At 71.9% G+C, this 24289-nt stretch carries 24 protein-coding genes; 3 read left to right on the top strand and 21 right to left on the bottom strand.

What is annotated here, in order from left to right; genetic code table 11:
* Positions 1 to 52 precede the first annotated feature (52 nt).
* From JOF37_RS13135 to gabT, 6 genes are read right to left on the bottom strand one after another with little or no spacing between them, the layout of a single operon-like run.
* Positions 53 to 1420 carry an NAD-dependent succinate-semialdehyde dehydrogenase gene (locus JOF37_RS13135; protein ID WP_210007224.1) on the bottom strand — a complete coding sequence of 456 codons (1368 nt, stop codon included), beginning with the start codon at positions 1418 to 1420 and terminating at the stop codon, positions 53 to 55.
* Positions 1421 to 1466: 46 nt separating this feature from the next.
* Positions 1467 to 2933 (bottom strand): NAD-dependent succinate-semialdehyde dehydrogenase, encoded by a 1467-nt coding sequence (locus JOF37_RS13130; protein WP_210007223.1) that lies wholly within the window; start codon positions 2931 to 2933, stop codon positions 1467 to 1469.
* On the bottom strand, positions 2930 to 4489 hold the full coding sequence (locus JOF37_RS13125; RefSeq protein ID WP_210007222.1) for an APC family permease: 1560 nt from the start codon (positions 4487 to 4489) through the stop codon (positions 2930 to 2932). The genes JOF37_RS13130 and JOF37_RS13125 overlap by 4 nt, the downstream gene beginning before the upstream one ends.
* Positions 4486 to 5388 carry a universal stress protein gene (locus JOF37_RS13120; RefSeq protein ID WP_210007221.1) on the bottom strand — a complete coding sequence of 301 codons (903 nt, stop codon included), beginning with the start codon at positions 5386 to 5388 and terminating at the stop codon, positions 4486 to 4488. The genes JOF37_RS13125 and JOF37_RS13120 overlap by 4 nt, the downstream gene beginning before the upstream one ends.
* Positions 5385 to 6743, bottom strand: a complete 1359-nt coding sequence (locus JOF37_RS13115) for a flavin monoamine oxidase family protein (protein ID WP_210007220.1) — start codon at positions 6741 to 6743, stop codon at positions 5385 to 5387. The genes JOF37_RS13120 and JOF37_RS13115 overlap by 4 nt, the downstream gene beginning before the upstream one ends.
* Before the next feature lie 40 nt (positions 6744 to 6783).
* On the bottom strand, positions 6784 to 8142 hold the full coding sequence (gene gabT, locus JOF37_RS13110) for a 4-aminobutyrate--2-oxoglutarate transaminase (protein ID WP_210007219.1): 1359 nt from the start codon (positions 8140 to 8142) through the stop codon (positions 6784 to 6786).
* A gap of 90 nt (positions 8143 to 8232) precedes the next feature.
* On the opposite strand from gabT, the gene JOF37_RS13105 reads away from it, so the two are divergent.
* Positions 8233 to 9774, top strand: coding sequence for a PucR family transcriptional regulator (locus JOF37_RS13105; RefSeq protein ID WP_210007218.1), 1542 nt, complete (start codon positions 8233 to 8235; stop codon positions 9772 to 9774).
* A 3-nt stretch (positions 9775 to 9777) separates the two neighbouring features.
* Here JOF37_RS13105 and JOF37_RS13100 read toward each other — a convergent pair whose 3' ends face one another.
* The 6 genes from JOF37_RS13100 to JOF37_RS13075 are packed head-to-tail and all read right to left on the bottom strand — an operon-like array spanning position 9778 to position 14775.
* On the bottom strand, positions 9778 to 10641 hold the full coding sequence (locus JOF37_RS13100) for a MurR/RpiR family transcriptional regulator (RefSeq protein WP_210007217.1): 864 nt from the start codon (positions 10639 to 10641) through the stop codon (positions 9778 to 9780).
* Positions 10631 to 11464, bottom strand: coding sequence for a phosphonate ABC transporter, permease protein PhnE (gene phnE / locus JOF37_RS13095; protein ID WP_210007216.1), 834 nt, complete (start codon positions 11462 to 11464; stop codon positions 10631 to 10633). Before phnE (JOF37_RS13095) ends, JOF37_RS13100 begins: the two co-directional genes overlap by 11 nt.
* Positions 11461 to 12279, bottom strand: a complete 819-nt coding sequence (gene phnE, locus JOF37_RS13090; RefSeq protein WP_210007215.1) for a phosphonate ABC transporter, permease protein PhnE — start codon at positions 12277 to 12279, stop codon at positions 11461 to 11463. The genes phnE (JOF37_RS13095) and phnE (JOF37_RS13090) overlap by 4 nt, the downstream gene beginning before the upstream one ends.
* A complete protein-coding gene (phnC, locus tag JOF37_RS13085) occupies positions 12276 to 13094 on the bottom strand; it encodes a phosphonate ABC transporter ATP-binding protein (RefSeq protein WP_271175091.1) in 819 nt (272 codons plus the stop codon). The genes phnE (JOF37_RS13090) and phnC overlap by 4 nt, the downstream gene beginning before the upstream one ends.
* Entirely contained in the window at positions 13091 to 14065 is a 975-nt protein-coding gene (locus JOF37_RS13080; protein WP_210007214.1) for a phosphate/phosphite/phosphonate ABC transporter substrate-binding protein, read from the bottom strand. The genes phnC and JOF37_RS13080 overlap by 4 nt, the downstream gene beginning before the upstream one ends.
* A gap of 44 nt (positions 14066 to 14109) precedes the next feature.
* Positions 14110 to 14775, bottom strand: a complete 666-nt coding sequence (locus JOF37_RS13075; protein WP_210007213.1) for an HAD family hydrolase — start codon at positions 14773 to 14775, stop codon at positions 14110 to 14112.
* An 80-nt stretch (positions 14776 to 14855) separates the two neighbouring features.
* On the opposite strand from JOF37_RS13075, the gene JOF37_RS13070 reads away from it, so the two are divergent.
* Complete coding sequence (locus JOF37_RS13070) at positions 14856 to 15521, top strand: amino acid deaminase (protein ID WP_271175090.1); 666 nt, start codon at positions 14856 to 14858, stop codon at positions 15519 to 15521.
* A 15-nt stretch (positions 15522 to 15536) separates the two neighbouring features.
* Here the strand turns inward: JOF37_RS13070 and JOF37_RS13065 are convergent, their stop codons facing one another.
* From JOF37_RS13065 to JOF37_RS13050, 4 genes are read right to left on the bottom strand one after another with little or no spacing between them, the layout of a single operon-like run.
* Positions 15537 to 16193 carry a response regulator gene (locus JOF37_RS13065; RefSeq protein ID WP_210007211.1) on the bottom strand — a complete coding sequence of 219 codons (657 nt, stop codon included), beginning with the start codon at positions 16191 to 16193 and terminating at the stop codon, positions 15537 to 15539.
* Positions 16190 to 17362 (bottom strand): sensor histidine kinase, encoded by a 1173-nt coding sequence (locus JOF37_RS13060; RefSeq protein ID WP_210007210.1) that lies wholly within the window; start codon positions 17360 to 17362, stop codon positions 16190 to 16192. The genes JOF37_RS13065 and JOF37_RS13060 overlap by 4 nt, the downstream gene beginning before the upstream one ends.
* A 16-nt stretch (positions 17363 to 17378) precedes the next feature.
* Entirely contained in the window at positions 17379 to 18254 is an 876-nt protein-coding gene (locus tag JOF37_RS13055; protein WP_210007209.1) for an ABC transporter permease, read from the bottom strand.
* Positions 18251 to 19132: an ABC transporter ATP-binding protein gene (locus tag JOF37_RS13050; protein WP_210007208.1), complete on the bottom strand. Its 882-nt coding sequence runs from the start codon at positions 19130 to 19132 to the stop codon at positions 18251 to 18253. Before JOF37_RS13050 ends, JOF37_RS13055 begins: the two co-directional genes overlap by 4 nt.
* 95 nt (positions 19133 to 19227) lie before the next feature.
* Between JOF37_RS13050 and JOF37_RS13045 the strand changes: the two genes are divergently transcribed.
* Positions 19228 to 20427: a pyridoxal phosphate-dependent aminotransferase gene (locus JOF37_RS13045; protein WP_210007207.1), complete on the top strand. Its 1200-nt coding sequence runs from the start codon at positions 19228 to 19230 to the stop codon at positions 20425 to 20427.
* 48 nt (positions 20428 to 20475) lie between these two features.
* Here the strand turns inward: JOF37_RS13045 and JOF37_RS13040 are convergent, their stop codons facing one another.
* Genes JOF37_RS13040 through JOF37_RS13020 form a run of 5 tightly spaced genes read right to left on the bottom strand, consistent with a single transcriptional unit; the run spans position 20476 to position 24264 of the window.
* The gene (locus JOF37_RS13040; protein WP_210007206.1) at positions 20476 to 21612 is read right to left on the bottom strand and encodes a UDP-N-acetylmuramate dehydrogenase; all 1137 of its coding nucleotides are present in this window, start codon (positions 21610 to 21612) and stop codon (positions 20476 to 20478) included.
* A 2-nt stretch (positions 21613 to 21614) separates the two neighbouring features.
* Entirely contained in the window at positions 21615 to 22022 is a 408-nt protein-coding gene (locus JOF37_RS13035) for a MaoC/PaaZ C-terminal domain-containing protein (RefSeq protein ID WP_210007205.1), read from the bottom strand.
* Entirely contained in the window at positions 22019 to 22468 is a 450-nt protein-coding gene (locus JOF37_RS13030; protein WP_210007204.1) for an FAS1-like dehydratase domain-containing protein, read from the bottom strand. The genes JOF37_RS13035 and JOF37_RS13030 overlap by 4 nt, the downstream gene beginning before the upstream one ends.
* A 9-nt stretch (positions 22469 to 22477) precedes the next feature.
* The gene (locus JOF37_RS13025; RefSeq protein ID WP_210007815.1) at positions 22478 to 23314 is read right to left on the bottom strand and encodes a sulfite exporter TauE/SafE family protein; all 837 of its coding nucleotides are present in this window, start codon (positions 23312 to 23314) and stop codon (positions 22478 to 22480) included.
* Complete coding sequence (locus tag JOF37_RS13020; RefSeq protein WP_210007203.1) at positions 23314 to 24264, bottom strand: DUF2510 domain-containing protein; 951 nt, start codon at positions 24262 to 24264, stop codon at positions 23314 to 23316. The genes JOF37_RS13025 and JOF37_RS13020 overlap by 1 nt, the downstream gene beginning before the upstream one ends.
* Positions 24265 to 24289: the final 25 nt, after the last annotated feature.

Below are 24289 nucleotides of genomic sequence, written 5' to 3'. Positions count from 1 at the left end.
GCGGAGGGGGCGCCAGCACCGCCGACGCCCCCTCCGCTGGACTCGCACGTGATCAGGCGCCCGTACGGATGAGCTTCTTGTTGACGAACTCGTCGGCCGCGAGCAGCCCGAGTTCCCGTGACGTGCCGCTGCGCTTGACTCCGCCGAAGGGCAGACCCGCCTCGTCGGCGAGCACGACGTTGATGTAGACCATGCCGGCCTCGATCGCGTCCGCGACCCGGGCTGCCTGCTCGGCGTCTGTCGTGAACACATACGAGCCGAGTCCGAACGGCGTGTCGTTCGCGAGCTCGATCGCCTCGGCTTCGTCGGCGACGCGGTAGACGACCCCGACGGGCCCGAAGAACTCCTCGCGGTAGGCGTCCATGTCGGCGGTCACGCCGGTGAGCACCGTGCCCGGATAGAAGGCGCCGTCGCGCTGTCCGCCGGTGACCACGGTCGCACCCTGGCGGGCAGCGCGGTCGACCTGCTCAGCCAGACGCTCCGCCGCCGCGAGCGACGACAGCGGTCCGAGCACCGTGTCCTCGGCGAACGGGTCGCCGACCTTCGCCCCGGCGAGCGCCGATGCGAACTTCTCGACGAACGCGTCGTAGAGCTCGTCCACGACGATGAAGCGCTTCGCGCCGTTGCAGGACTGCCCGACGTTGTCCAGACGCGCCTCGGCGGCGGCCGACACCGCGGCATCCAGGTCATCCGTCGACAGCAGGATGAACGGGTCCGACCCGCCCAGCTCGAGCGCCACCTTCTTGAGGTGACGGCCGGCGACCTCGGCCACGGCCGAACCGGCGCGCTCCGACCCCGTCACCGACACCCCCTGCACGCGCGGGTCGGCGATGACGTCGGCGGCCTGCTCGTTGCTGATGTACAGGTTGGTGTACACGCCCTCCGGGAAGCCGGCGTCGCGGTAGATGTCGGCGATCGCGGCAGCCGACTCGGGGCACTGCGGCGCGTGCTTGAGCAGGATCGTGTTGCCCACCGCGATGTTCGGAGCCGCGAATCGCGCCACCTGGTAGTACGGGAAGTTCCAGGGCATGATGCCCAGCAGCACACCCAGCGGGCTGCGCCGGATGACCGCAGCGCCCTCGCCCTCGATCGGAATGGGCGTGTCACCGGTGATCTGGTCGACGTGGTCCGCGTAGTAGGCGGTGATGTCGGCGGCGAAGTCGACCTCGCCCTCGGCGGCCGCCAGCGGCTTGCCCATCTCGCGCACGATGATCGCGGCGAGCTCGTCGCGGCGCTCGCGGTGCAGCTCGGCCACGCGGCGCAGACGGTCCGCCCGCTCAGCGGGGGCGACGACCCGCGCCCAGTCGCGATACGCGGCGTCGGCGACGGTGATGGCCTGCTGGACGTCGGCGTCCGTCGCGGGGTCGTAGGTCGCGAGCGTCTCGCCCGTCGCGGGATTGGTCACGGCATACGTGCTCATCTGTTCTCCTTCTTCAACGCTCGTCGATGTCAACGGTCGTCGCGGGTCAGTCGGCCGGGATCAGGGTGTACTTCGTCGAGAGGTACTCGTGGATGCCCTCGAGCCCTCCCTCACGTCCGACGCCGGACTGCTTGACGCCGCCGAAGGGCGCCGCGGCGTTCGACACGACCCCGACGTTCAGGCCCATCATGCCCGTCTCGAGCCGATCGATCATCCGGTGTCCGCGCGCCAGGTCCTGGGTGAAGACGTACGAGACGAGCCCGTACTCGGTGTCATTGGCGAGCCGCACCGCTTCGTCCTCGTCCGAGAACGTCGCGATGGCGAGCACCGGGCCGAAGATCTCCTCGCGCAGGATGTCGCTGCCCGCGACGACCTCGGTGACGACGGTCGGCTCGAAGAAGCTGCCCTCGCCCTCGATCGCCGACCCGCCCGTGCGCAGGGTCGCGCCCCGCGAGACGGCGTCGTCGACGAGATCGCGCGTCTTCGCGACGGCGCGGTCGTCGATCAGTGGCCCGATCTGCACGCCGTCCTCCGTGCCCCGGCCGACCTTCATCGCGGCGACCCGCTCCGTCAGGCGATCGGCGAACTCGTCGGCGACCGACTCGTGCACGATGAAGCGGTTGGCCGCCGTGCACGCCTGCCCGATGTTGCGGAACTTCGCCAGCATCGCACCGTCCACCGCCTTGTCGAGGTCGGCGTCGTCGAACACGACGAAGGGCGCGTTGCCGCCGAGCTCCATCGACACCCGCAGCACGCCTTCGGCGGCCTGCTCGATGAGCTTGCGCCCGACCGGCGTCGACCCCGTGAACGAGAGCTTGCGCAACCGGGGATCGGCGATGATCGGCGCGGCGACCTCGCTCGAGCGCGTCGCGTTGACGACGTTCACGACGCCCGCCGGAAGCCCGGCCTCTTCGAGCAGCTGCACGAACAGCACCGTCGTCAGCGGGGTGAGCGCCGCCGGCTTGATGACGACGGTGCACCCCGCCGCGAGCGCCGGCGCGATCTTGCGTGTGGCCATCGCCAGCGGGAAGTTCCAGGGCGTGATGAAGAACGACGGGCCCACCGGGCGCTGCGAGACGACCATCCGCCCCGTGCCCTCGGGGTTCAGCCCGTAGCGCCCGGAGATGCGCACCGCCTCCTCGCTGAACCACCGCAGGAACTCGCCGCCGTACGTGACTTCGCCGCGCGCCTCGGCCAGGGGCTTGCCCATCTCGAGGGTCATGAGCAGCGCCAGGTCTTCGCGGCGCTCCTGGACGAGGTCGAACGCGCGGCGAAGGATGTCGCTGCGGGTGCGCGGCGGCGTGGCGGCCCAGTCCTCCTGGGCAGCGACCGCGGCGTCGAGGGCACGGATGCCGTCGGCGGGCGACGCGTCGGCGATCTCGACGAGCGTGCGTCCGGTCGCCGGGTCGGTGACGGCGAAAGTCGCGCCGCCCTCGGCATCCACCCATTCGCCGCCGATGAACAGGCCGCGCTGCAGCCCCGCGAGCAGCCGGGTCTCGTCCTCGTGCGTCATCGCGTCACTCCTCTCCGGCGCCGGCTCACCGGCGCGTCCTTGGTCAGTGTCTCTCCCCGGAAGAATGCCGGGCGCGTCACGGCCTGCCACACCATCACGGCGACGCCGATGAGGATGACGCCCACCCCGAGGATGAACACCAGTCCGATGCCCCCGATCTGCGAGCCGCTGCCGTACGCGGGGTCCATCGTGTCGATCAGCGTCGTCACGAACAGCACGGCGAGGATCACGCCGCCGATCAGCGGGAACAGGAAGGTGAAGAAGACGTTGCGGGTCGAGTCGAACCACTGCCGGCGGAAATACCAGACGCAGGCGAAGGCGGTGAGCCCGTAGTAGAAGCAGATCATCATGCCCAGGGCGAGGATCGTGTCCCAGAGGACGTTCTCGCTGACGATGCGCATCACGACGTAGAACCCGGAGGCGACGACGGCCGAGACGACGGTCGCGTACCCGGGGGTGAAGAAGCGCGGACTGACCTTCGCGAACTTCTCGGGCAATGCCCCGTAGTGACCCATCGCGAGCAGGGTGCGGGCCGGGCCGACGATCGTCGACTGCAGCGACGAGGCCGAGCTGGTCAGCACCGCGAGTGACACGAGGAAGGCCAGCGGCCCGAGGATCGGACCGGACAGGTGGAAGAAGACGTTCTCCTGGATGTCCTCGTTACCGAGCCCCAGGTCACCGGTTCCGACGCCGGCGAACATGATCATCGCGATCGAGAGCAGCAGGTAGAGGGCGACGATCATGACGACCGTGATCGTCGCGGCGCGCCCCGGCGTGCGCTCGGGATCCTTCGTCTCCTCATTCATCGTCAGGGTGACATCCCACCCCCAGAAGATGAAGATCGACAGCGAGAGGCCGGCGGCGAAGGCGCTGAACGAGGGCACGGCGAACGGGTTGAACCACGACCAGTCGAAGGATGTCGCGTCGAACGCGTTGCCCGACAACGACTCGACGATCGCGGCGCCGGCGAAGAAGACGAGCACGAGCACCTGGAAGGCGACGAGGCCGTACTGCAGCTTCTGCGTCGTCTGCATGTCGCGATAGGACACGAAGGTCGCGGCTGCGACGAACAGCACGCACACGAGCACGTTGATCCACGTGACGGCGGCGAGGTCGGCGATCGCCTCCTGCCCGGTCAGCTGGGCGATCAACAGGAAGAGGAAGTCTACGGCGACGCCCGCGAGGTTCGACAGCACGAGGATCGTCGCCGCGACCAGACCCCACCCCGCCATCCAGCCGACCCACGGACCGAACGCCCGGGTGGCCCATGTGAAGCTCGTCCCCGAGTCGGGCATCCGGTTGTTGAGCTCGCGGTAGCCGAACGCCACGAGCAGCATCGGGATGAACCCGACGAGCACGATCGCCGGCACCTGGAGTCCCACGACGGATGCCGTCGGCCCGACGGCCGCTGTGAACGTGTAGGCCGGGGCGATGCACGAGATGCCGATGACGACAGCGCCGAGCAGGCCCACCGTCCCGGCGCTCAACCCCTTGCGGGAGATGCCTCCCGTGACGGGGTCACCCGCGGGCACCTGGGACGCTTCTGCTCTGGTCATGCGCTCGCTCCTTCGCGTTCGCTGCGGGTGCGGGGCACCACGATCATGGGGGCGGTCACGACGCGCAGCATCCGGGCCGCCGTCGACCCGAGGAAGAGCCGCCGCGGCTGCGCGAGTCTGCTGGAGCCTACGAGGACGATCTCGCCGGCCTCCCACTCGAGCTGGGCAGCGGCATCCTCGATCCCGTCGCCGGCGGCGACGGTCGCCGTCACCTCGGCGTCGGCGGGAAGGGCCGACCGCACCTCGTCCAGCACCTCCTGCGCGTGGGTGTCGCCCACGGTGCGGATCGCACCCGTGTCGAGACCGGCGGGCAGGTCGAGCGCGACGAGCGAGAGCAGCCGCACCGGCACGCCCGTCGACCCGGCGAGCCGGATCGTCTCCTCGACCAGCAGCTGCGTCCCCTCGCGCTCCCCCACCGCCGCGGTGAGCCGGGTGATGCCGGTCTCGTGCGTGATGCGACGCGCGCCTCGCGGGACGAGAGCCACCGGCACATCGGAGGAGTGCACCAGCTCGGTCGCGGTCGTGCCGAGGCGATGGCGCCCGCGGTTGCCGCCGTCTGCGGCACCGATGACGATCAGCGAGGCGCCGAGCTCGTCCGCCGTGTCGACGAGACCGGCCGCGACCGACTCGCCGTAGCGCACGTGCGCGCGGTGCGGGATGCTCTCGGGCACCGTCGCGGCACCGTCGCGCAGCCAACCGGCCGCCTGCTCGCGCACGAGCCGCTCGTACCCGGCGTCGGGCGGCACGATCCCCGGCTTCTGCGCGGGGAGGACGAGCACGAGGTGCAGCGCGGCGCCGGATGCCGCGGCCAGGCGGCTCGCGAACGCGACCGCGTCACGCCCGGCCTTGGTCGCCGTGTAGCCGACGACGATGCGGTCGCCGGGGGCGGGCGCGCTCATGCCCGCTCCGCCGCGAGGATCTCGTCGGCGACGCGGTGACCCATGCGGATCGCCCCGTCGACGTGCTGGTAGCCCAGGCCCGCGAGGTCGCTGCAGGCGACGTGGAGCGGGTCGACCAGCTCGAGCTGGTCGGCGCCGTAGCGGGTGAGGCCGCCGAGGTCGAAGCTGGCCGCGTACGCGCCGCGGGTCCATTCCTCGCTGCCCCAGTCGCTCTCGTAGTAGACGATCGGCTCCTTCGCCTGGGGGCCGTAGTAGTGCGAGAGCGACTCGAGGATCCGCTCGCGGCGCTCGTCGGCGGAGAGGCGGAACAGGTCGTCGGCGGTGCGGTCCGACACGAACGCGACGAGCGTGCCCCGCTCGTCCTCGTGGTTCGTGTTGTCGTATGCCTCGTGCGAGAGCTCGTACGGGCTGAAGGCGGTGCCCGACAGCCCCTGCTCGCGCCAGAACGGGCGATCGTAGACGGCGTGCACCTTGATGACGAACCCCATCGAGAAGTGCTGGTGCATCTGGTGCTTGAGCCGCGGCAGCGGCGGCACGAAGGTGATGCGGTTGTAGAGCACGGGGGCCACGGCCAGCACGACGCGGCGGGCGCGCACCGTGACCTCGTCGGTGCGCAGGACGGCACCGGCATCCGTGTACTCGATCGTGCGCACCGGCTGGTTCAGCAGGACGTCCTCGCCCAGTCGCTCGGCCAGACGCAGCGGAACCTGCTGCAGGCCGCCGACGACGCGCTTGTCGAGGATGAAGTCGGCGTCGACCAGGTGCGAGTACGACCCCGCCGAGGCGGCCATGAGCAGCGACTGCAGCAGCGAGAAGGAGTGCGTCGGCTTCGTGAGCATCGCCGACCCGGTGGCGAACGCGAGGTTGCGCACCGCCTCGTCGTCATCGGTCTGCTGCCGCAGCCATGCGTCCCACGAGATCGCATCCCACTCGGCGGCGCGCTCGTGCGCCCAGGGCCGGTCGGGGTCGATCTCGGCGACCATGGCGTCGAGGCGCTCGGTGATCTCGTCGATCACGCGCTCGGTCTCGGGGGCCACCGGGAACATCTCTCCCCGGAACCGCCGAGCTTCACCGTTCGGACCGACGTACACGCTGTCGCCGTCGCGGTAGCGCTCGTAGGTCTCGAGCCCGAGGTCGGCCAGCGTCTCGATCAGCGCGTGCTGGTCGGGCGAGACCCACTGCCCGCCGAGCTCGAGCATCGCGCCGTCGATCTCCTCGGTCCACAGGCGACCGCCGACGCGTTCGCGCGCTTCGAGCACGACGACCGAGAGGCCCGCCTTTCGCAGGTCGTTCGCGGCCGTCAGGCCGGCGGCGCCGGCCCCGACGATCGCGACGTCCCGGGTGATCTCACTCATTGCGACTCCTTCGTTCCGATGCTGGGTTTCCGTGGGCCGATCAGGCCGCCGCGAGCGCGGCCGCGACGACATCGAGCCCGTCGTCGAGCAGTTCGTCGGTGATCGACAGCGGCGGCAGGAAGCGGATGACGTTGCCGTAGGTGCCGCACGTGAGCACGATCACGCCCTGTGCGATGCACGCCTTCGCGACGGCCGAGGTCAGGGCGGCATCGGGCGCACCCGTCGCCGGGTCGACGAACTCGGCGGCGATCATGGCGCCGTGCCCGCGTACATCGCCGACGCGCGGGTCGGCCGCGCGCAGGGCCTCGAGCCGTGCCGTGAGGCGTTGGCCGAGCTGCTGCGCCCGCTCGATGAGCCCGTCATTCTCGAATGCGTCGATCGCGGCGAGGGCGGCGGCGCAGGCCACCGGGTTGCCGCCGTAGGTGCCGCCGAGACCGCCGGGGTGCGAGGCGTCCATGATCTCGGCGCGCCCGGTGACCGCGGCGAGCGGCAGGCCCGCGGCGATGCCCTTCGCGGTCGTGATGAGGTCGGGCACGATGCCGAAGTGCTCGCTGGCGAACATCGCGCCGGTGCGGGCGAATCCGGTCTGCACCTCATCGGCGATGAAGACGACGCCATGCTCGCGGCACCAGTCGGCGATCGCGGGCAGGAAGCCGTCTGCGGGGACGATGAAGCCCCCTTCGCCCTGGATCGGCTCGATGATGACGGCGGCGAGGTTGTCGGCGCCGATCTGCTTCTCGATCAGCGAGATCGACCGCGCCGCGGCGTCGGCACCCGAGAGGCCGTCGCGGAACGGGTACGACAGGGGCGCCCGGTAGACCTCGGGCGCGAACGGCCCGAATCCGCTCTTGTAGGGCATCGACTTCGCCGTCAGCGCCATCGTCAGATTGGTGCGTCCGTGGTAGCCGTGGTCGAACGCGACGACGGCCGAGCGTCCCGTGGCCTTGCGTGCGATCTTCACCGCGTTCTCGACCGCTTCGGCGCCGGAGTTGAACAGCGCCGTCTTCTTCTCGTGGTCACCCGGGGTCAGCCGGTTCAGGGCCTCGGCGACGGCGACGTACGACTCGTACGGGGAGATCATGAAGCAGGTGTGGGTGAACTGCGCCACCTGGGCCTGCACCGCCGCGACGACAGCGGGGTGCGCGTTCCCGACCGAGGTCACCGCGATGCCCGACCCGAGGTCGATGAGCGAGTTGCCGTCCGCGTCGACCACGACGCCACCGCCGGCCGCCACGGCATGGATCGGAGCGGTGTGTCCGACGCCCGCCGGCACCGCCGCCGCTTTGCGCGCCAGCAGCTCCTCGGAGCGCGGCCCGGGGATCGCGGTGACGACGCGACGCTCCTGCGGGAGGGTCGGGCCGCCGAGGGGGATGGTCGGCGTGGAGGTCGTGGTGCTCATTCCGCGACAGTAAGTCGCGGGCCGCCGCGCGCGCACTCGCCGCCGTGTACAGTGAGCGCACCTCTTATCGCCCGTTCGTACAGGATGCCGATGTCCTCTGCTCTGCCGCCCGTCCCGGCGCTCACCGCGGCACCCGCCCCAACGCTGCGCGCACTGCTCGCCCGGCGCGAGCTCGATCTCCACCTGGCGACGGCAGCCGATGACGCGGCGCTCGACGCCGGTGTGCGCTGGGTCCACAGCTCCGACCTCGCCGATCCCACGCCGTTCCTGTCGGAGGACGTCGTCCTGCTGACGACGGGCACGCAGTTCGTCGTCGACGGCGGCATCGACCGCGCCGACGACTACGTCGCGCGTCTGCGCGCCCGCGGCGTGCGCGGCCTGGGCTTCGGCACCGAGGTCGTGCGCGACGGCATCCCCGATCCGTTGCGCGACGCGTGCGAGCGCGACGGCATCCCGTTGTTCGAGGTGCCCTATCGGACGCCGTTCATCGCCGTCGCGCGAGCCGCCGCCGAGGCGATCGCGGCGCAGGCTTACGCCCGGCGCAGCTGGGCGCTCGACGCGCAGCGCGCCCTCGCGCTCGCGGCGCTGCGCCCCGACGGCTTCGACGCGACGCTGGCCGAGCTGGCCCGTCAGCTCGGAGCATGGGTCGGGCTGTACGACGCCTCCGGTGCGCTGTCGCACGCGCATGGGCCCGCGGAGGTCGCCGCGGACGCGGGCCTGCGCGCGGCCGTGGACGCGGAAGCGGCCGCCCTCCTCCGCCGCGGCGGCGGGACCGGCGCCGCGATGCGTCTGCACGGCACGGCCGTGACTCTGCAGACCCTCGGCTCCGGCGGGCGTCGCGGCGTCCTCGCCACGGCGGGCGTCGACCTCGACCAGGAGGCCCGTGCGGTCGTGACCGCGGTCGTCGCGACGACCGGGCTCGCCCTGGAGCAACGGCGGATGACGGCGGGTGCCTGGAGCCGGTTGCGCGCGGCACTGGTCGACCTGCTCGTCGGCGGCCGTCCCGAGCTCGTCCGGGACGTCGCCGCGGATGCCTGGGGCGGTCACCCATCCGCCCCCTACGTCGTCGCGCTGGCCGACAGCACCGCGCCGACGGGCGCCCGCGAGCTGCTCGACACCCTCGCCACGAACGGGCGGCTGTTCTACGGCCGCGACGACGACGGCGTGCTGCTCGTGGCGGCGGCATCCGACCGCCCGCTGCTCGACGACATCGCTTCGCGCCTGACGTGGCGCCTCGGCGTCGCCGACGCGGCGACCGACGCCGACCTGGTCGCGGCCCGCGAGCGCGCGCGCCTGGCCCGCGACCGCGGCCGCCCCGGCACCGCGACCGACATCGCCGACGCTCCCGGCGACCTGCTCGGCGACCTCGCGACGCCGGCCGCGCGGGCACGGGCGGGCGCCGAGCTCGAGCGCCTGCGCGGCCACGACGCCCGCCACGGCACCGCGCTGACCGCGACACTCGTCGCCTGGCTCGAGCACGACGGCGCGCACGAGGCGACGGCCCGGGCTCTCGGCCTGCACCGGCACACCATCCGCGCCCGGATCGCGCTCGCGCAGCAGCTGCTCGGGCGCGACCTGTCGTCGTTCCCCGAACGCGCGGCGGTGTGGGCGGCCCTGCGCCTGTCGAGCTGACCGTCAGCGGTCGAGTGCGGCCTCGCCGAGGTTGTCGGAGAGGATCTCGAGCACCTGCGCCCGCACCGCGCCACCGGCCTCGGGCATCCGCGACGCGACCTCGTCGACGAACGCCTCGACGAACAGCGCATGCGCCGCGCGCGAGGTGTGCTCGAGCTCGTCGCGGAAGCTCGTGCCCGCCGGCGCGATCACCAGCGCGTGCGTGGCCAGATCGACCAGAGGGGATGCCGCGAACGAGGTGATCGCGACGACCGCCGCTCCTCCGCGGGCGGCCGCCGACGCGGCCCGCAGGCTCGCCTCGTTCGCACCGGATCCGCTGACGACGACGCACACGTCGCGCGACCCGAGCTGGCGCGCCGAGATCTGCTGGGCGATCGCGTCGGCGATGACCTCGGCCGGTCGCCCCGCCGCCGTCAGCCGCATCGCGAGGTCGCTCGCGATCGGTGACGAGAGCCCGTTCGCCACGACGAGCAGGCGGCCGGCGCCGACGACGGCGTCGCGGGCCCGTTCGAGCCCCTCGGCGTCGAGCAAGCTCGTCGAGGCCGGCAGCGCCGCGGCCGCCCGGTCGATCGCCGTACGCAGGCGCCCGAGCACACCGCCGCCGTGGTCGGTGACGGCCGGGGCGCCCGAGCCGAGCTCGGCGGCGAGCGCGACTCGCAGCTGCGGGTAGCCGCGGAACCCGAACGCCTGACAGGCCCGCACGACCGACGAGCGCGCGACGCCGGCACGGTCGGCGAGCTGCTGGGCCGTGAGCTCGACGACCTCGTCGGGTGCGTCGAGGATCGCGTCGGCGACGCGCCGCTCGGTCGGCTGCATGCTGTTGCGCAGCGCCTGGATGCGAACCGTGGGCGGGGCGTTACCGGACACGTGCGCCCTCCATGATCCGTCGGCGGATGCGGCCCGAGATCCCGTCGATCGCCATCGTCACCGCGATGACCACGATCAGCAGCATCCCCACCGTCGACCACTCACGGTACTGGGTGTACGTCGTCAGCATGTCGCCGATGCCGCCGACGCCGATGAGACCCAGCACGGCCGATGAGCGGACGTTGATCTCGAAGCGGTACAGCCAGAACGACAGGAACACCGGGGTGGCCTGCGGCCACACCCCCCACCGCAGCACCTGCACGGGACTGCCGCCGGCCGCGCGAGCCGCTTCGATCGGGCCCGGCGGCACGGCCTCGACCGCCTCGTAGCCCCACTTGCCGAGCGTGCCGACGCCGTTGATCGCGAGCGCGAGCGCGCCCGTCAGCGGGGTCAGCCCCGTCATGGAGAGGATGATGATCGCGAAGATGATCTCGGGCACCGCGCGGATCGTTGAGAACACGAAACGCAGCACAGCCCGCAGCCAGGCGTGACCGAAGCCGCGCGCGGCGATGAGGCTGAGCGGCGTCGCGATGAGGATGCCGAGGACGGTGCCCACCCACGCCATCTGCACGCTCTGCCAGGTCTGCCACAGCGCGTCGGGCAGCTTCTCCCACGTCGGCGACGAGAACATGAGCCAGCCGTAGCGCACCAGCTCGGACGGCAGATCGGCCAGGCGCGCCCAGGTGATGTCGACCGACCAGAACGCCAGGACGACGACGACGGTCACCGTCGCACCGATCACCCAGCGCGCGGGGCGGCGCGGGCGGTGGGGCGTCGCCGGGACGGCGGTCCGGGGCGCGCGCGAGAGGACGGGAGCGGTCACGTGAGCCTCCGGCGGAGAGCGGAACTCGCGGCGTCGATGACGAGCACGACGACGAGGATCTCGAGGATGATGAGCGACAGCTGGTCGTACCGGTAGAAGGTGCGCACGGCGTCGATGATGAGCCCCATGCCGCCCGCGCCGACGAGCCCCAGCACCGTCGAGGCCCGCACGTTGAGCTCGAGCACGTAGAGCGTCTGCGCAGCGTAGGCGGGCCAGGTGTCGGGCAGCGCGAGCGCTCGGTTGATCTGCAGCTGCGTGCCCCCGGCCGCGCGTCCCGCCTCGAGCGGGCCGGTGTCCATCGCGTCGATCGACTCCGACACGAGCTTCACGACGATGCCGACGTTGAAGAGCACGAGGGCGAGGATGCCGGGCAGGGCGCCGACGCCCACCAGGGCGACGAGGATCGCCGCCGACAGCAGATCGGGCACGCTGCGCACGATGTTCAAGGCGGCGCGCACGGCACCCCGGGCCCACCGGTTCGGGTTCGTCGGCCGCGCCGCCCAGAAGCTGAGCGGCAGCGACAGGGCGGCGCCGACGACGGTGCCGATGACGGCCATCTGCAGCGTCTCGAGCAGCGGCGCGACCGTCCGCGGGAAGAACGACCAGTCGGGCTGCAGCAGACCGAGGATCTTGTCGGCGCCGTGCTGCCAGTTGCGGACGATGCCCGACAGGTCGAAGCCGACGCCGATGCCCGGCAGACAGGTCACGACGGTGATGGCGGCCACGATCGCCGCGACGATCCAGGGGACGGCGCGACCGGGCGGACGTGCCGGCACCGGGAGCTGCGCGGGGGCAGCCGTGCTCGTGCCGTTCACGCGTCCAGCCGGTCCTCGGCCGTCAGCGAGCGCCCGTAGATGCCGGCGAAGTCGGCGTCGGTGGCATCCGCCGCCGTCCCGTCGTAGACGACCTCTCCCCCGCGCATCCCGATGAGGCGCACACCGTACGCGCGTGCGAGATCGAGCAGATGCAGGTTGACCAGCACCGTGATGCCGAGGTCGACGTTGACGCGCTGCAGGTCTTTCATCACGCCGTGCGCGGTCGGCGGGTCGAGGCTCGCGACGGGCTCGTCGGCGAGGACGATGCGCGGCTGCTGGGCGAGAGCGCGGGCGATCGCGACCCGCTGCTGCTGACCGCCCGACAGCGCCGAGGCGCGGTCCCACACGCGCGCCAGCATGCCGACGCGGTCGAGCGCTTCGAAGGCGAGGCGTCGGTCGTCGGCGCGGTAGGCACCGACCAGGGTGCGCCAGACCGGCGTGTGCGCGAGACGACCGACGAGCACGTTGTTCATGACGCTCGTGCGCCCGGCGAGGTTGAAGCCCTGGAAGACCATGCCGATGTCGCCGCGCAGCCGCCGCAGCTCACGGCCGCGGGCAGCGTCGACCCGCACGTCGCCGACCGAGAGCGAGCCCGAGGTGATGGGCACGAGCCCGTTGATCGTGCGGATGAGCGTCGACTTGCCCGAGCCCGACAGCCCGACCACCGCGACCATCTCGCCGGCGGGGATGTCGAGCGAGACGCCGCGCAGGCCCACGGTGCCGTTCGGGTAGCGCACCGTGACGTCGCGCAGCCGGATCGAGGACGGCGATGCCGGGGCCGCAGCCCCGGCATCGCCTGCGGTGGCCTCGATCACTGCAGTCCGAGAGCCTGCGCGGCGCGCGCGACGACGTCGAGGGACTCCGGGTCGGCCGGGGCGAGCTTCGTGATGGAGTAGATGCTCTGCAGCACCTCCGAGCCCTCGGGGGTGTTCGAGAAGTCCTCGAGCGCCGTGGCGATGCGCTCGCGCAGCTCGGGCGACAGGTCGGCACTCAGGGCGACGCCGTCGTTCGGGATCTCCTCGGTCATTGCGAACACGACGACCTTCTGGCCGACATCCGGGGTGTCCTTTTGCACGATGGTGCGGGCGTCCCAGAAGCTGAAGCCGACCTCGGCGTCGCCGTTGTAGACCGCGAGCACGGAGGCGTCGTTGGCGGTGACGGGCAGCTGCTCGATGTCGCTGTCGGTGTCGAGGCCGGCCTCCTGCAGGGCCAGGATCGGGTAGATGTAGCCCGCGGGCGAGCCGGGGCCGAGCACGGCGACCTTGGCGCCCTCGACCTTGGTGATCGAGTCGAGGCCGGCGGGCCCCGTCATGGCGTCGGCGCCGTTGCAGAACAGCATCCCGTCGCGCTCGACCGGGGCGTCGTCGCAGTACTTGTCGGGGTTGTTGGTCATGAACTGCGCGGGGTAGCTGATGTTGCCGTTGCGCTCGGTCTGGAGCACCACCTCGGCGTCGTACATGTCGTTGGCCTGCCACAGCTGCAGCGAGGGCAGGAACCCGATCTGCGCCTGGCCGGCGCCCATCGCCTCGACGGCGGCCTGGTAGTCCTTCGAGACGACACCGGTGACCTCGATACCGAGCTCGTCGGTGAGGTAGTCCGTCAGCGGTGCGGCCGTCTCGACGAGGCCGTTCTGGTCCTGCGAGGGCACGAGCGCGAGCACGAGCGAGCTCGGGTCTTCCGCTGCGGCGGGGGTGTCGCCGGCGGCGGGCGAGCCGGCGCAGCCGGCGAGGGCGATCGCGGCGACGGCCGTGACGGCGGCGGCCGCGAAGAGGCGGGTGGTGCGCATGGTGATGTCCTTCGGGTGTGAGGGGTGAGAGTGGGTGTTCGGGATCAGGAGACGGATGCCGCCGCCCACGCCTCGATGCGCGGGAGCAGGTCGGTCAGGGTGGCGGCGCGGAACGTCGGCGTCGCCTCGGGGTCGGACCAGGGGCCCACGAGCGCCGTGTCGTGCCCGCGGCGATGTGCGGGCTCGAGGTCGTTGCGCCAGATGTCGCCGACGGCCAGCACGCGACGACCCGACACGTCGGGCTCGTCGAGCAGGCGGTCGAGCCCGGCGGGCTTGCCCGCGTCGGTCACGATCCGCGCGAAGGCGCCGCCGAGGCCGAGCGCTGCGAGGGTCTCGGCGATCCGGATCGCGGGCGCATTGGTGACGAGAACGCAATCGGCCTCGAGCGCGGCGGCCACCGCGGCGAGCCCGACGGGTGCTTCGACGGGCGCCTCCGACGTGCCGAGCAGGGAACGGCTCGACAGATAGGCGCGGGAGAGCGCGTCGGGTTCGAGCCCGGCCTCCACCGCGGCGACCCGGATGACGTCGTAGGCGTCGAGCGGCTGCTCAGCGGTCGCGGCCCGGGGTCGCAGACCCGCGTCGACACGGGCGAGGAACCGCTCGGGCTCGGCCGCGGCCGCTGCGGCGGCTCGCGCGTAGGCGAGCACGGGGCCGTCGCCGAGGGCGACGGTTCCGTCGAAATCGAAGATGATGAGGGGGCGGTTCGGCACGAGTCGGACTTTCTGAGTGGACGCTTCGTCCATCGTGAGGTGGTCGCATGGACAGAGATCCCACAGCCGATGAACGCCGAGTGAACGGCATCCATCGCCTCGATGCCGCCGCTGCGGCGGCGAACGCCGGGCGTCTCGAGGCGGCGTGGGCAGCCGTCCCCTGGCTCCCCCGGTCGATCGCGGCCGATGCGGCATCCGGCCTGTTCTCGCGCTGGGCGCGGTCGACCATCGTCGACGAGAACGTCGGTGCGCCGGTGCTCACCCGCGCCGTCTTCGAGCGACTGCACCGGGACGCCGGGCTCACGGCGGATTGGCCCATCGGCAACGCCGGCTTGCTGCACGTCTACGGTTACCTGCTGTCGACGACCCCCACCCCGTACGGCCTCAAACGCGAACGGTGGCTCGGCGGCGACCTCGCCACCGCCTTGGGTCTCGACGACGAGGCGTTCCTGCCCTGGCCGCCCGGTCCGACGTTGCTCGCGCGGGTGACGGCAGCCGCTCTCGCGCTGCTCGAGACCGCGCCGGTGCGCTGTGACGAACGGGACGGCAGCTTCCGCGTCGCGCTCTCAGCCGCGAGCGGCCCGGCGGCGCTGGTCTATGCGCGCATCGGCGTGAGCAATGATCCCGAGAACGTCGATCCCGAGCGCGTGGCTCTGGTCACGACCTTCCCCGTCGCCGACGCCGCCGCGCTGCTGGCCGGTCTGGACGCCGAGCCCGATCGGGTGCGCTGGAACGCCGTCGACTGAGCGGCCGGCCGCCGATCACCGCTCGGCCGATCCCCCGCCGCCCAGCACGCCGCGTTCGAGGGCCAGGGTCACGGCGCGCGTCCGGCTGTCGACCCCGAGCTTGTCGTAGACGCGCAGCAGGTGGGTCTTGACGGTCGACTCGCCGATACCGAGTTCCACCGCGATCCGCTTGTTGCCATGACCGGCCGCCACGAGACGCAGCACGTCGATCTCGCGCGGAGTGAGAGCGGATGCCGCCGGCTCGGGGTGCCGCATCCGTTCCACCAGACGCACCGCGACGGACGGCGAGAGGGCGGACTGCCCCGCCGCGACGGAGCGGATGCCCGCGACGATCTCTTCCCGCGGCGCCGCCTTGAGCAGATATCCGCTCGCGCCGGCCTCGATGGCGGCGAGGATCTGGTCGTCGCTCTCGTAGGTCGTGAGGATCAGTACGCGCGGCACGGCGGCGTCACCCCGCGCGGCGACGATGCGCGACGTCGCGGCGACACCGTCGATGCGCGGCATCCGCAGGTCCATCAGCACCACGTCGGGCCGCAGCTCGGCGGCGAGGGCGGTCGCCTCGCCCCCGTCCGCCGCCTCACCGACGACGTCGAAGCCCGGCTCGTCGGAGAGCAGGCCGGCGAGCCCCGCGCGCACCACGGGATGATCGTCGGCGATGAGCAGGCGAATCATGTCGCACTCCCGATGGGTCGGGCCGTCGCCGGCAGGGTCACGGTCAGGGCGGTGCCGGCGCCCGCGGTCGAGGTGACGGCGACGCTCCCGCCGGCCAGCGAGACGCGCTCGGCCATCCCGTCGAGTCCGTAGCCGAGCCGCGGCGACGCCGTGTCGAAGCCCCGCCCGTCGTCGCGGATCCTCACGCGCACCCCACCCTCGGGGTCGCGGTCGACGGCGACCGTGACCCGCGCGGCAGCGGCGTGCTTGCGCACGTTCGCGAGGCCCTCCTGCAGGCAGCGGAGGATCACCACCTGAGCATCGCGGTCGAGCGGCTCGCCGCTCTCGGACACCGTCAGCGCGATCTGCAGCCCCGTGTCGAGGCGGAACCTGTCGACGAGGCGCTCCACGGCGGCCTCGAGCGCCTGGTCTCCCGGCACGGCGGCTGTGCGCGCGACGATGGCCCGGGTCTCATCGAGCGCTTCGCGGGCCACCGACTCGAGGTGCGTGAGGGTCGAGGCGGCGGCACCGGCGTCGCCGGCGTGCGCGCGCCGGCGCGCCTGCTCCGCCAGGATGACCAGGCCCGCCAGCGTCTGGGCCAGCGTGTCGTGGATCTCGCGGGCGAGGCGCTCGCGCTCGTGCGCCGCACCGGCGTCGCGGCTGAGTGCCTCGACCTGCTCCTGCGCATGCGTGAGCTCGGTGAGGAGCCGGCTGCGCTCGTCGCCGTAGGCCGCGATCGCGCTGATCCACCACCCCATCGCGACCGAGAAGGCCACCGACAGCGCCGCCACGAGCCCGGCCTCGCGCAAGACCTCGGCGGAGAACCCCAGACCCGCGGTGTAGCCGGCGAGCACGGCGGCTCCGACGGCGACCGAGCCGGCCACTCCCCAGCGCCGGCTCGGCCCCAGGATCCAGACGAGCGGGTAGACGATGACCTGCATCGTCGCGAGCGACGGCTCCGCGGCGGTCATGACGACGACCGCCGCGACCGCGAGGATCAGGAAGCCGGCGAAGCGTGCCGGGCGCTCGAGCCCGATCGCCGGGCGCCCCGCGAGATATGCCACCACGAGCAGCGCCAGACCCGCCACCGCCCACGGCAGCCGCGCCCCGGTCTCGGCGAGCGCGACGATGACGAGGCCGAGCACCATGACGGCGCCCACCGCGACATCCACCCACCTGCGCCGGATCATGATCCCCATCCTGCCGCTACCGGATGCGGGATCGGATGCGGGCCGCTGCGAGCACCGTGAACGCGACGGCGACGACGGCGAGCACGACCGCCGCGACCCAGACCGGCACGACGCCGCCGGCGAGCTGCAGCTCGATGCCGTACATGCGGCTGAGCTCCTCGACCGCCGCCGGCGACGAGCCCGCCAGCTCTTCGAGGGGATCGAGGGCGAACTCGCGTCGTACGAGCATGGCCGATTGCGCGAAGGGAAGGACGCCCACCGCGTCGCGCACCGCGTCGGGAAAGGCGCCGACGGGGATGTACGCGCCGGCCACGAAGCCGGTGAGCGTGCCCACGAGTGTCGACAGCCCGGAGTACGCCCCCGTTGTCCGCAGGAAAGACACGACGAACGCCCACAGCGCCGTGTACGCCGCGACCGACAGCGCCGTCCAGCCGACGATGCGGGCGATCTGCCCCGCGTCGGGCAGCACGCGCCCCGTGAACCCGAGGTATGCCAGCGCGACGGCCAGCACGACCAGCGTCGTCAGCAGCCCGATGACGAAGGCCGAGCCCAGGTATCCGAGCACGAGCTGCGCCCGGCGCACCGGCGACACGAGGAAGTCGCGGAACCGGCCCGTCGCGGCATCCTCGACGAACGTCGACAGCGCCCCGAGCGGCGTCGTGACCGCGGCCACCGCCACGACCCCCGCGAACATCCACGAGTCCACGAAGTCGCGGGCCGCGTCGGCATCCAGCCCGGGCGTCTGCGCGAGCGAGTCGACCTGCATCTGCCCGAGGAACAGGGCGTAGAGCAGGAACACCACGAGCGCGCCGGTGAGCGAGAAGAACACACCCAGCGGGTCGCGGTAGAACAGGCGCAGGTTGCGCCCGACGTACGCCTGGATCGTTCTCACCGCGCACCCGCCTCATCGACGGGGCGGCCCGTGAGCGCCAGGAACACGTCGTCCATGCGCCCGTGCCGGAACTCGAAGTCGAGCACCGCGTCGCCGCGCTCGGCCAGGATGCGTCGCGCTTCGGCGGCGTCCGACACGGCGATGCGCTCGTCGCCCGCGGCGGTCACGAGCGACAGGACGCTCGAGCTGTAGCGGGCCCGCAGCTCGGCGGGGGCGCCTTCGGCCACGATGCGACCGCGCTCGATGATGCACACGCGGTCGGCCTGCTCGGTCTCCTCGAGGTAGTGGGTCGTCAGGAAGACCGTCAGACCGGACCGCTCACGCAGCTCGTGGATCGTCCGCCAGACCATCTGACGGCTCGCGGGGTCGAGACCGGTCGTCGGCTCGTCGAGGAACACGATCTCGGGATCGTGCAGCAGCGCGCGGGCGATGTCGGCGCGGCGGCGCTGGCCGCCCGAGAGCCGGCCGTAGCGCCGATCGATGAACTCGCCGAGATCGATGATCCCCGCCAGATGCTCGATGCGCTCGCGGATCCCGCCCGCCGTGCCGAGGTAGGGCCGCGCGCGCACCGTGAGGTTCTCGCGCACCGTCAGCGCCTCGTCGAGCAGGGAGTCCTGGAAGACGACGCCGATCGCGCGCCGGACGGCATCGCCGGCGGTCCGCACGTCGTGTCCGGCGACCGTGAGGGCACCGGCATCCGGTTCGATCACCGTCGTGAGGGCACCGATCGTCGTGGACTTGCCCGCCCCGTTCGTGCCGAGGAACGCGAAGACGCCGCCCGCCGGAACCTCGAAGCTCACGTCGTCGACGGCCGTGACGTCGCCGTATCTCTTGGTCAAGCCGCGCACGATGGTCGGCGCGGAGGTTCTCGTGGTCATGACTCCACCGTGCCCGCTTCAGGCCTCGCCCGACAGCGGCCGTCCGGGCGAGGAGGCATCCACCATTCGGTGGACACCGCCGCTACGCTCGGAGGGTGACCGAACGCGCACCGCTCTCCCGCAAGCTCTCCGCCATCGCCGAGTCGGCGACCCTCAAGGTCGACGCCAAGGCGAAGGCCCTGCAGGCGGCCGGCCGCCCCGTCATCTCGTACGCGGCGGGCGAGCCCGATTTCTCGACCCCGCAGTTCATCGTGGATGCCGCACAGCAGGCCCTCGCCGACCCGGCGAACTACCGCTACACGCCCGCGGTCGGACTCCCCGCCCTGCGCGAAGCGATCGCCGCGAAGACCCTGCGCGACTCGGGCCTCGAGGTGAAGCCGGCGCAGGTCATCGTCACGAACGGCGGCAAGCAGGCCGTCTACCAGGCGTTCCAGACCGTCGTGAACCCCGGCGACGAGGTGCTGCTGCCCGCGCCCTACTGGACGACCTACCCCGAGGCCATCGCCCTCGCGGACGGCATCCCGGTCGAGGTCTTCGCCGGTGCGGACCAGGAGTACAAGGTCACCGTCGAGCAGCTCGAGGCCGCGCGCACCGAGCGCACGACGGTGCTCGTGTTCGTCTCGCCGTCGAACCCGACCGGCGCCGTCTACACGCCCGAGGAGACCGCCGCGATCGGCCAGTGGGCCCTCGAGCACGGCATCTGGGTCATCAGCGACGAGATCTACCAGAACCTCGTCTACGACGGCGCCCGCGCGGTGTCGATCGTCGAGGCCGTGCCCGAGCTCGCCGGCCAGACCATCCTCGTCAACGGCGTCGCGAAGACCTACGCGATGACCGGATGGCGCGTGGGCTGGATGATCGGCCCGACCGACGCCATGAAGCTCGCCGGCAACCTGCAGTCGCACCTCAGCTCGAACGTCAACAACGTCGCGCAGCGCGCCGCCCTCGCGGCGATCACCGGCCCCCAGGACGAGGCCGAGCAGATGCGTCTCGCCTTCGACCGCCGACGCCGCCTGATCGTGGACGAGCTCAGCAAGATCCCCGGCGTGACGGTGCCCACCCCGCTCGGCGCGTTCTACGTCTACCCCGACGTCACCGGCCTGCTCGGACGCACGTGGGGCGGCACCGAGGCGACGACCTCGCTCGAGCTGGCCGACCTGATCCTCGATCAGGCCGAGGTCGCGGTCGTCCCCGGCGAGGCGTTCGGCCCGTCGGGCTACCTGCGCTTGTCCTACGCGCTCGGCGACGATCAGCTGCTCGAAGGCATCCGCCGCCTCCAGCGCCTCTTCTCCTGATCCCTTCCCCTGCCCTCTCCGTCGACTCGACGCCGGAGGGGGCGGGGATCAGAGGTCGACGCCGACGAGGACGGGCTCGGGCTGCAGGATGAGCCCGAACTCGGACTGCACACGCTGCTGCACGAAGCGGGCGAGGGCGGCGAGCTGCTCAGCGCTCGCGCCACCGCGGTTGGTCAGTGCCAGCGCGTGCTTGGTCGACAGGCCGGCCCGCGAGCCGGGCAGCGCGAAGCCCTTGCCGATCCCGGCGTGCTCGATCAGCCAGGCCGCGCTGACCTTCACGTGCGGCTCCGCGACCTCGTCCGTCGGGTCGACGCCGTAGTACTCGTTCAGCGGAATGATGCGGTCCGCGACGGGGTCCGGGGCGACGGGCCAGCGCGGGCACTCGGGCGGGAGGCTGCGGGCGAACGCTGCCGTGACGACCGCGTTCTGGAAGAACGATCCCGCGCTCCAGGTGTCGGGGTCGGCGTCGTCGAGCACCATCCCCTTGCTCGCACGTACCGCCAACACGGTCTCGCGCACCCAGCGCAGAGTCACGGTGGCGTCGGGGTCGAGCCCCAGCGCTCCCCGCAGCTGCGGACCGCGGACGGCGAACTCGCCGTGCCCGACCTGCGCGAGCTCGAGCGTGATCGAGAGGATGACGGCCGGCCGCGCGGCGACCGACCCGTGGTGGTGCTTGAGCACTGAGGTGCGGAAGCCGAGACCGAGCTCGGATGCCGGCACGACGCTGACCTCGCCGGTGGCCTCGTCGAGCAGCTCGACCTCGACCAGCGTCTGCACGACCTCCTGGCCGTACGCGCCGATGTTCTGCACGGGCGCGGCTCCGGCCGTGCCGGGGATGCCGGACATCGCCGCGATCCCGCTCAGGCCGGCCGCCACCGCGTATTCGACGAGGTCGTCCCAGGAGTGGCCCGCCTGCACGCGCAGTCGGGTGTGCCCCGGGTTCGGCGACGGCAGTTCCTCGATGCCCGACGTGCGGACGACGACGACCGTTCCGTCGAACGGATCATCGCCGACCAGGAGGTTCGAACCGCCGCCCACGACGAGCCAGGGCTCGCCGTCCGCCCACAACTCGCGCAGCACCGCGACGAGCTCGTCGGTCGTGTGCGCCTCGACCATGCGCGCCGGAACAGCGCCGGCGCGCAGCGTGGTGAGTTCGGCCAGCGGCCGAGGTGCGACCTCCGCCACGATCAGACAGCCGTCCGCACGCGCACCTGCGCCTTGCCGAGCACGACGGTCGCGTCGTGCTTCACCGTGAGGTCGATGCGGGCGGTCTCGTCATCGACGGCACCGACGGTCGCCGTGATCGTCAGGGTGGCGCCGTGCCCGGCGTCGACGACGACGGGCCGCGTGAAGCGCACCCCGTACTCGACGATGCGACCGCTGTCGCCGAGCCACTCGACGATCGTCTCGACCGCGAGACCCATGGTGAGCATGCCGTGTGCGAGGACGCCCGGCAGACCGACGCGCTCGGCGACGTCGTCGCGGTAGTGGATGGGGTTGAAGTCGCCCGACGCGCCGGCGTAGCGGACGAGGGATTCGCGGGTGAGTTCGACCGTACGTTCGGCGACGACGGTTCCGACGTCGAGCGCGCTCATGCGTCCTCCCCTCCCACGAGCAGGACGGAGATCGCGGTGACGACGTGCGCGGCATCCGCGTCGACGATCTCCGCCTCGCTCGTGACCATCGCGCCCTTGCCGAACGCCCGGATACCGGTGACCTTCAACTGAGCTGTCAGCTCGTCGCCCGCGACGATCGGCCGGCTGTACCGGAACCGCTGCTCCGCGTGGACGGTGCGCTCGAGCGCGATACCCGAGTCAGGCTCACCGAGCAGCTGCTGCAGCGTGAGGTCCTGGATGACCATCGCGAAGGTCGGCGGCGCGACAACGTCTGCGTAGCCGAGGGCGCGAGCAGCCTCGGGATCGGTGTGCTGCGGATCGGTCGCGAAGACCGCGCGAGCGAACTCGCGCACCTTCTCGCGACCCACGAGGTAGGGAGCGGTCGGCGCGAAGGCGCGCTCGACCAGATCGGGATTGACGGACACGCTCCGATTCTACCGGCGGCCCTGTGCCGCACGCGGCTCGCGCGCGGCGGCGCGACGCGTGCGGTGGACCTTGATCGCCCGCCAGGCCATCTGCGCGGCGATGAACGTCAGGAACGCCGCGAAGAGGATGTTGGCGACCATCGGGTTGAGCAGGGTGGCGATCCAGGCCCCCAACGCGGTGGTCGTGCAGGCCGCGAGTCCCACGACGAGCGCCGCCAACAGATCGACGTTGCGACGGCGCACGTTGCCGATCGTGCCGGAGAGGGCGGTCGGGATCATCATCAGCAGCGACGTGCCCTTCGCGATGAGGTCGCTCGTGCCGAAGAGGAACATCAGCGCCGGCACGACGATCACGCCACCGCCGACCCCCAGGAGTCCGGCCATGACGCCGGTGAACAGCCCGAGTCCGCCGAGACCCAGTCCGGTGAGCCACGTGAGCTCGAGCACGGCGTCTCGCGAGGGGACGACGATGAACAGCATGACCACGACGACGACCAGGAAGCCGACGAAGCCCCAGCGGAGAGCGTTCTGCGGGATCTTCGCGAGCAGCCAGCTCCCGATCTGCGCGCCGATGACGGCGCCGACAGCGAGGATGATCGCCGGGATCCAGGCGACCGAACCGGTGAGCGCGTACGAGATGACGCCGACGGAGGCCGTCGGGACGATCGCCGCGAGCGAGGTGCCGGCGGCGAGACGCTGATCGAAGCCGAGCAGCAGGACGAGCAGCGGCACGATGACGGTGCCGCCGCCGACACCGAAGAGCCCGGAGAGCAGACCGGCGGCGAGACCGACGCCGACGCACGCGAGATAGAACCGCGGGCTGCGCCGCACCTTGTCCGCGACCATCACGGCTGCGACTCGACGAAGTCGTCGATGAGCCAGCCGGAACCGTCGGACACGAGCGTGTACGAATAGGAGAAGCTGCCGGGCACGGGGTTCTCGAGCGGAAGGCCCGCCTCGTCGAGCACCTGCACGAAGCTCTCGACGGTCTCGACGTAGATGGTGTCGCCCTCGCGCGTGCTCGAGATGACGTTCACCTCGTAATCGTCGACGGACTCGTTGAACACGGTCGCCGCCTGATCGAAATCGGCGCAGTCGGCGTAACCGTAGGCGGTGAGGTAGGCCGGCGTGAGGGTGGCTTGATAGGCCGTGCAGTCGATGTCGTCCCAGGCGTCGTCGTAGTCCGCGACGACCTGCTCGGCTGCCCGCATATCGGCGTCCTGCGCGATGCCACCGTCGCCCGGGCGTCCACCCGTCGGGTCGAGCAGGTCCGCGACGAAGCGCGGGATGAACACCGCGGCGAGGATGATCAGACCCAGCAGCAGGGCGCCGAGCACGACGAAGACGATCCACAGCTTCGACTTCCGCTGCGGCGCTTCCCCGGTGCCGTGCTGTGCTGGGCCCGCGCCGGCGTACGGCGGCACCGCTCCGGGGTGCGGGGGCACCGGGCCGGGGTGCGGCGGAACCGGCCCCGGGTGCGCCGAGACAGACGCGATCGCCGGATGCGCGGACCGGTCGTCCTCGAAGACGGGGGCGGGGCCGGTGGGCGCCTGCGGCACGGGGGGCAGGGCATCCGTCGGCGTCGCGGTGTCGGCCGACGCCGTGGGCTGCTGGCTCTCGACGAGGGAGGCCTCGGTCACGACCGGAGGCTCAGCCGGCGACGACGCCTCGGCCGCGGAGGGGTTCCCGTCCGGCTGAGGCAGCGGATGCGTGTGCTCGGTCCACTGCTCGCCGTCCCACCACCGGAGCGCGCCGTGACCGTCGTCGTACCAGCCGGGGGGCGTCGAACTGCTCAACTCTGCCTCATTCCACATCGGGCGG

Source organism: Microbacterium imperiale (assembly GCF_017876655.1).
Taxonomy (GTDB): Bacteria; Actinomycetota; Actinomycetes; order Actinomycetales; family Microbacteriaceae; genus Microbacterium; species Microbacterium imperiale.
The sequence above is the reverse complement of the archived record's forward strand: the minus strand, read 5'-3'. Positions and strand labels throughout refer to the sequence as shown.